The sequence below is a fragment of the Sphingobium sp. FW306-1B-F04DB genome (assembly GCF_058781925.1).
This window is the reverse complement of the sequence record NZ_JBYSXE010000085.1, coordinates 1-7,127: the sequence shown is the minus strand read 5'-3', so window position 1 is coordinate 7,127 and position 7,127 is coordinate 1. Positions and strand designations below refer to the sequence as shown.

At 63.4% G+C, this 7,127-nt stretch carries 7 protein-coding genes; 2 read left to right on the top strand and 5 right to left on the bottom strand.

Annotated elements, in window-relative coordinates; genetic code table 11:
- The first annotated feature begins 315 nt into the window (after positions 1-315).
- Positions 316-1,647, top strand: a complete 1,332-nt coding sequence (locus AC3WJD_RS21315) for a tyrosine-type recombinase/integrase (protein ID WP_492748767.1) — start codon at positions 316-318, stop codon at positions 1,645-1,647.
- 450 nt (positions 1,648-2,097) lie between these two features.
- On the opposite strand, the gene AC3WJD_RS21310 is transcribed toward AC3WJD_RS21315, so the two are convergent.
- Together AC3WJD_RS21310 and AC3WJD_RS21305 are read right to left on the bottom strand one after the other, a co-directional pair.
- On the bottom strand, positions 2,098-2,520 hold the full coding sequence (locus tag AC3WJD_RS21310) for a CopG family transcriptional regulator (RefSeq protein ID WP_492748766.1): 423 nt from the start codon (positions 2,518-2,520) through the stop codon (positions 2,098-2,100).
- Positions 2,521-2,695: 175 nt separating this feature from the next.
- The gene (locus AC3WJD_RS21305; RefSeq protein WP_492748765.1) at positions 2,696-4,627 is read right to left on the bottom strand and encodes a DUF3363 domain-containing protein; all 1,932 of its coding nucleotides are present in this window, start codon (positions 4,625-4,627) and stop codon (positions 2,696-2,698) included.
- Between the two features lie 395 nt (positions 4,628-5,022).
- On the opposite strand from AC3WJD_RS21305, the gene AC3WJD_RS21300 reads away from it, so the two are divergent.
- A complete protein-coding gene (locus AC3WJD_RS21300; RefSeq protein WP_492748764.1) occupies positions 5,023-5,424 on the top strand; it encodes a polyketide cyclase in 402 nt (133 codons plus the stop codon).
- A 16-nt stretch (positions 5,425-5,440) separates the two neighbouring features.
- On the opposite strand, the gene AC3WJD_RS21295 is transcribed toward AC3WJD_RS21300, so the two are convergent.
- The 3 genes from AC3WJD_RS21295 to AC3WJD_RS21285 form a co-directional block, all read right to left on the bottom strand.
- The gene (locus tag AC3WJD_RS21295) at positions 5,441-6,361 is read right to left on the bottom strand and encodes a nucleotidyltransferase and HEPN domain-containing protein (protein WP_492748763.1); all 921 of its coding nucleotides are present in this window, start codon (positions 6,359-6,361) and stop codon (positions 5,441-5,443) included.
- A 96-nt stretch (positions 6,362-6,457) separates the two neighbouring features.
- Positions 6,458-6,724, bottom strand: a complete 267-nt coding sequence (locus AC3WJD_RS21290) for a sigma factor-like helix-turn-helix DNA-binding protein (RefSeq protein WP_492747862.1) — start codon at positions 6,722-6,724, stop codon at positions 6,458-6,460.
- Positions 6,721-7,127: zincin-like metallopeptidase domain-containing protein (locus AC3WJD_RS21285; protein ID WP_492748762.1), on the bottom strand; the 407-nt coding region annotated here is incomplete at its 5' end. The genes AC3WJD_RS21285 and AC3WJD_RS21290, both read right to left, overlap by 4 nt.

Below are 7,127 nucleotides of genomic sequence, written 5' to 3'. Positions count from 1 at the left end.
GGCAGCAGAGGTCGCAGAAAAAACCTTTGTTTTCCAATGGTTGCTGAGTAGGGCGCTTAATCCCTCATCCGGCACCACCCGAATCCTTGAGATTCGGCCCGCAAGTCATTGATACACTGCAATTTATGGCTCGATCCAATTGAGACTGAGCTGGGCCCGGTTGGACCCGGTTAGACGGCTATTGTGCCATGATTTGTGACGTGTTGTGTCACGATTTGTGTCACGGTTTCTGGATCGTTTTTGGCGGACTTCCGGCCCTGCCGCGAAAGCCTCTCGGTGTATTTGTGTCATGCCTCGCCGACCTGGAGTCGGGACATGAATAGGAAGTTGGCGCTCACCCCCGCGGGTATCGATGCACTAGAAAATGGCAGAATTGCTGATCCCCAGACGCCTGGCTTAACCCTTGAGGTGCTGCCGAGCGGACGTAAGAAATGGGTCTATCGACGCCGTGTCGCTGGTAGCTCAAAAACCGTTACGCGAAATTTGGGCCTTTATCCCGCCTGCAACATCGCCGCAGCCCGAGAACTTGCGGCTGCCCTCAACGCACAGATTGAATCCGGCGTTGATCCACGCGATGCGGAGCGTGAGGAAGCTCTGCGCACGACAATGACGGTCGGTTTCGCACATGAATTGTATATGGAGGCTGTTCGCGATGGTCGCGCATCTCGAGCAAAGCGTGTCAACAAGCCGCGCACGATAGCGACCAAGCTGGCAATCTATCGATGCGACGTCGCGCCCAAGCTCGCGCAGAAACCGATCCTGGACGTCGTCGAAACCGACCTGACAAAGCTGGTGCTGGCCAAGAGCAAGACGTCACGTGTGCGTGCAAATCGGCTCGCAAGCGAACTCAAGGTTTTCTTCGGCTGGGCAGCATCGCTGCGTGGTACCGAAATTGGCCTTCCCTCAAATCCCGCCGCGCGATTGGGTGATCTGAAATTTGCGGAGACTTCGCGCGAACGGATCCTCACGCTCGAAGAGATCGGCTGGCTTCTCAAGGCATTGACCCACGAAGAGCGCGTATATCAGCGTGGCGTGCTGCTGCTTCTGCTCACGGCCGCACGACTCACAGAAGTTATCGACGCAAAGTCATCGGAGCTGCAGTCCGACATCTGGACGATTCCCTCCGAGCGGGTCAAGAATTCGCAGGCGCATCGCATCCCGCTTGGGCCTTGGGGACGGTCACTCTTCCAATCCAACCATGACTGGGTGTTGCCGTCGTCGAGATTGGAGGGAGCGCTCTGTCAGACAGTCTGGTGCGGGGTGCGGGACCGCCTCCTTGTCCGGATGTCGGAATATGCCGGGCGCTCCGTCGAACACTGGATCCCGCATGACCTGCGTCGCACCGTCAGGTCGAACACGAGGCGGCTGAAAATCGATTACGAGACCGCCGAGGCAATGCTCAACCATCTAAAGAAGGGTCTTGTGCGGATCTATGACCGGTTCGAGCTGGAGGAGGAGAAGCGCGAAGCGTTTCTCAAATGGGAGAATGAGGTCGCCACAATCGCTCGCCAACACGGTGTGGCATCTATGCTCGGCGTGCCCGTTGAGGATGACGTAGAGACGCCGGCAGCGCCCTTCCCAAATGGCGACCTCGCTGGATTACCAGGGCGCGCAATTCCACCCCGGCGAGCACGTCGGCGATTTTGAACCGCGGACATGGACGTTACTTCGTAGTCCCGTAAGCCAACTCAAACTTCCTCGGAAATCCGGGTGGCCGCTTCTGGCGGAGCCGATCGCGTCACATGACAGTGCCGTGGTCCCTTAGGAAATTACCAAAGGGCGCGGGAGTCCAGCCAACCCTGCACCTCGATCAGTTTGAACCGTGGGCAGCGCCGAAATTTGCTGCGGCCGGTCCCGAGTTCGTACTCGCGAGGAAATCCGCTTGGCCGAACTCGGCGCAATCTGTCGATTTGCCGTCGGGACAGCTTTGCCAAATGCGCAAACTCGAGCACAGTGATGAATTGGATTTCATGCAACTGGGATGCCTCCCTCTTCACTGAGATCCCATGCCACCTTGCGTGTTCGACCAGGTCTCCTTCTGAAGTACGTTCTTTGGTGGTTGGTACGAGCTCGCGCACAGCTCGCTTGCCTGGTCCATCATGCAAATTCTCCATCACTGCCGGGGGTGTCGAGGAGTCTTGCGGTCAGCGCATCGCTGCGGAGCTTGCGCCTGACCTCATCGAGGAAATGATCGAAATGCGCGTTGCCGATGCGCCGTGCCTCGTCGGTAAAGCTCGGGAGGAAGGCGCTCCGGATGAGCTCGTGGAGGAAGACCACGCCGATCAGCTCGATCGTCACATCGAGTTTCCTCTCGATGCGCCTGGCCAGGCGGTAATGCCGGTCGAGCCGAGGTCCAAAGCGCTCGTCGAGCGCGTGATCGGCCTTTCGCTCGAGCCAGGCTTTCAGCGCCTCGCTCAGCAGCGCGGTCTTGGAGGCGCCCGATCTGCCCGAGAGTGCGACAAGCTTCGCCGAGAGATCGGCGGGGAGGTAGAATTGATGTCGCTGCTTCGATGTCTTCATCGCGCTTCCCTCGCTCATGCGGAGCACGCGCCCATGATCGGCGATCGGGACGTCGCGATAAACCGGACAATCGGGGCCAGGCGCGGCCAGACGCGGCCAAATGGTGCAGGCCGGCGGGCAGCCCTGGCCTGTCCCGCACGATCATGGGGAAAATCGCGCTGCGAGTCGCGCTCGGTCAGCCAATGAAAAGTTCCAGCCGGCGTCCCCGCGTCCAGGTGATGTCCTGGCCCATCGTGATGCCGCGCACCCGCTCGCCGATATAATGGTGGAGATCCTCACGCCAGGGCACGAGCGAGAAGCAGTGCTCCCTGTCGACGACCGCGAACTTCGCATCCCCCACCTGGACCGCGCGCAGCAAACGGCCTTCGATCGTGTCGCCCGAGGTCAACGGCGCATGAGGGGATTGCAGCTCCTGTCCCAGCCTTTGCGTCAGCCGGCCCAGTTCCTTGGCCTGGAGCGTGTCGGCAAAACCCTGGGCGAATTGCGGGATGTCCCCGCGCATCTGCGCATGGCCGTGTTCGACGAGCCAGCGCGTGCGCGCGCGCAGCGCTCGATCGACTTCGGCGCCGAGGCCATCACCCAGCTGGAGTCTCGCGGCGGAGGCAAGCGCGGTGTCGAGCCAGGTGCGGCCCTCATGCTGGACAAGGTCCTTGAGCGGTCGGTCGGCGAGAATGCGGATCTCGACGGGCCGCTGTGCGACAGCGCGCTGCGCCTCGGCCGCGATCCGCGCGAGATGATCGGGGGCGATCTCCCATATGCCGGGATGAAGCGATTTTGCGAGCCCGCTCTGCGCCAGCCTCTCGACGCGGTGTTCGTGGATATCGAGACCGAGATCATCCAGCGCGGGGTCGTCTATGGCGTGGATGTCGCGCGCATACCATCCGCCATGCGCCTGGGCGACCTGGGCGATGGCGCGGTCGACCGCGCTGATGGGGGTGGCGGTCCGCCGGCTGAACGCGAAGATGCCGTGCTCGGGCAGGGGTTCGTGGTCGACGCCGATATCGAGATAATGGGTACAGCCATCGACGCCCTCGATGACGAGATAATGGCGGTCGGCATGTTCGTCCGAAAGCCCCCGCGCGACGACGCGTCCGATCAGCGGCTGTGCGGGATCCGCGCCGTGGTCATGGATGACGAAGTCCGCGGCGAGCCGCTCGGGTCGGTGTGCGCCGACCGCGCGCTGCAGGGTGCGGATGATGTCGCCGCGCTCGCCCATGCGCTTGAGGATGCCCTCGAGTTCCTCGTCGAGCCGCCAGCCTCCCTGGGTCACCTCGCTGGCCAGGTCGAGGCGCTTGAGCGTCTGGAGCCTGGCGGCACGCAGCGCCTGCTCGTGGCGGTTGGCGTGCGCGGCGCGGACGATGCCATCCTCATCCGCCGCGCGCAGCAGCCGGCGATCGAGATCGGTGAACCGTTCCTGTGCAACCTCGCGGCTGCGTGCCGCCCAGATGTCGCGCTCGCTCCTTGGGCCGAGATCGAGCGTGACCAGCGCGCTCGCGCGCTCCCGCAGCCCCTTGGTCAGATAGTCGCGGCCGATGACGAGGTCCTTGTCCTTGTCGTCCTTGCCGCGCAGCAGGATGTGCGCATGCGGGTGGCCGGTGTTGAAATGGTCGACCGCGATCCAGTCGAGCCTGGTGCCAAGATCGATCTCGGCCTGGTGCATGAGCCGGCGCACCAGCGGCTTCAGTGCGTCATATTCTACGCCGTCCTCGGGAGCGACGATGAAGCGGAACTGGTGGCGGTCGCCTGCGGCTCTGTGGAGGAACGCCTTGTCGTCGACCGGCTCGTCGCCCGGACCATAGACGACCGCGCGCTCGCCTTCGCGCGTCGTGCCCTCGCGCTGAAGATAGCGCAGATGCGCCCTGGCCGCGCCCAGCCCCCTGGCGCCCAGTTTGACGATGCGCACCTTGACCACGCAGCGCCGCGCGCCCCGCGCGGTCAAGCGGCTGCCCAGCGCCGCGCCCAGGCCCGCCCCGCGCCCGCCGCCCCCTTTGCGCGACCGCGCCGGCGCGGCGCTTCCCAGCCGGATCGCGTCGTGCAGCGCGTGGCGCACCGGACGATCAGTCCCGATGCGGCCAAGCCGCAGCCTCACGGCATCGTCAAAGTCCATGTCCGGGGCCCTCGATTGGCGATTGCTCTTGGTGACAAGGGAGCCATGGGCGCGGCTTTCAAGGGCCTCCATGGCCGGCACCGTCGCGGCTGGCCTGTGCACGTGGCTTGCGCGCCATCCGGCACCCTGGGTGGAGCGATGGGCGTACACCAGCCTCCACGGCGAAGCCAGGAACCACGCGTCGCGCGCGGCACCAGGGAGGCATGTTTTTCAATCTTGCCCTCCCGATTTCACGCCCCTCACCCTCAATTGGCACTCCATCTGGACGCGCACGACCAGCCGCGCACAAGGGCGCAGCTCCATGCACGGCACCATGACTGCCAGGTCGCACTGGCAATCCGCCCAATCCCCGCTATTTCCCACAGACCGACAATTTCGAGGACCAAGGCTCCGCCATGCTGCCCGCGCGCACCTACAGTGTCTCGATCCATCACAATTGGCGCGCGCTCTACGAGCTGATCTGGCGTCCCGAATTCTTTCCCAAATGGGCCTCGGGGCTATCGGACGCGGACCTGCACAAGGAGGGGGACATATGGATCGCGACGGGTGCCGAGGGTCCGATCCGCATCACCTTCACCCCGCACAACGACCATGGCGTGATGGATCATTGGGTGGACGCAGGCTCGGGCGACCCCGTCCATATCCCGCTGCGTGTCGTCCAGAATGGCGATGGTGCCGAGGTGATGCTGACGCTCTATCGCCAGCCGGGCATGGATGACGAGAAATTCTCGGCCGATGCCAAATGGATCATGAAGGACCTGACCACCCTCAAGACGCTGGTCGAGACGCTGCGCTGACCTTGCGCGCCGACGTCTAGGCGGCGTGGCGCTCGAGCTCGGCGATGCGCTCGGAGCAGAGGATATGGACGATGCGGCCGAGCTCCTCGACTTGGTTTCCGAGCCAGGTCAGCTCCTCCTCGGTGATGCGGTAATGCCTGGAGTAGCGCGCCTTCACATAGGCATCCTTAAGCTTCTCGAAGCGCGCGCGGTCGCGCTTGGTCTCGCGCGGCCAGGCATCGACCAGGCGGCGATCGAGCCGTTCGGCCTGCGTGCGCAGGAAGCCGAGATTGTGGACGTGCGGGGTGTAGAAAGTCTTCACGAGCAGGATACAATGATACAGAAATTCGGCGGTTTGCTGAGTGTCGAAGGCTGCTTCGCGTAAGAAGGATTGCGCGAAGGCATCCTTTGCCAATTTGTTACGCCGCATCGCCGCAGGAAACCACTCCTCGAAATACTCCTTGGCCATCGCCAGCGCCTGTGTCGCCGTCTTGGGCTTGGGGGTATGAAGCTCGCTGTCCTCGCTCTCGTAGAGCGCGATCCCGTCCTTCGCGATGTCCATGAAGAAATACCGGCCATGCGCAAGGCCGTCGTTCACTTCCTGCAAGGTGTGGACGATGAAATTGACCGGGGTCTTGACGGTCCTGGTGATCGCGAATTCGCGCGTGAGGCGCTCCTCGGCCTTCTCCCAGAACTTGATCGGATCGGTCAGCTTCTGGTTGTTGACGATGATGAGCAGGTCGAAATCGGACTGGTAGCCCTTGGCGGTATGGGGCTCGTCGACCCAGCCGCCACGCGCGTAGCTGCCATAGAGGATGACCTTGAGGATGCGGCCCTTCTTCTTCCAGTCATGGCTTCCAAGCGCGGTTGCATCCTCGAATTCCTCGAAGAGGATCTGGAGCACGCGTGCCAGGTCGCGCTGCTTGGCGGCGGGAAGATGATCGAGGTCCTTGCGCATGGTTGCAAATCTTTTCGTGGAGTGCCAGCGCTTTGGCAAGGCCGGCTTGATCCGCAAGGGTCCGCCCTCCCCTGATCAGGAAGGGCGGATATTGGCTCAGTCCTCATCACCCAGCGTGCGCGCCAAGTGCAGCAGGGCGGCGGCGATATGCTGCTCGACATCGTCGACCTCCAGCCGGAGCAGCGCGGCGATGGTCGCATAGTCGAGCCCGTCCTGACGGTGGAGGATGAAGACCTGGTAGGTGAACAAGGGCATGGTCGATGCCGCGCGGTCGATCCGCTCGCTCAAGCCGCGCGCCTCGTCGCGGCGGTGCCAGATATGCTGGCGCAGGCGCTGCCAGCGCTGTGCGAGACAGCCGCTCATGGCACCTCTCCCCTGCCCGCTCCCAGCAGCATGTCGGCGGCCTTGCTTGCCTGGGATGCTGCACGGAAGATCGCGCGCTCGTCGCCGCGCAGCACCTCGAGCCAGGCGCCGATATAGTCCGAATGACGTGCCGCCGGCTGGATATTGAGCGCAGCACAGACAAAGGCCGAGGCCATTTCGGCCACCAGCTCCTCGCGCGCATAGTCGGGGCCACCAAAGGTGCCGCGCTGTTCGCGCGCAAGCCGCGCGGCATGGCCCGTCCAGTGGCCGAGCTCGTGAAAGGCGGTGCGGTACCAGTCGAGCGGATGATGGAATGCCGCCTGATGGGGGACCTGCACATAATCGGGGCCAGGGGCATAATAGGCCTTGTTGCCGCCGACGCGGAAATCCGCCCGGCTCCCGA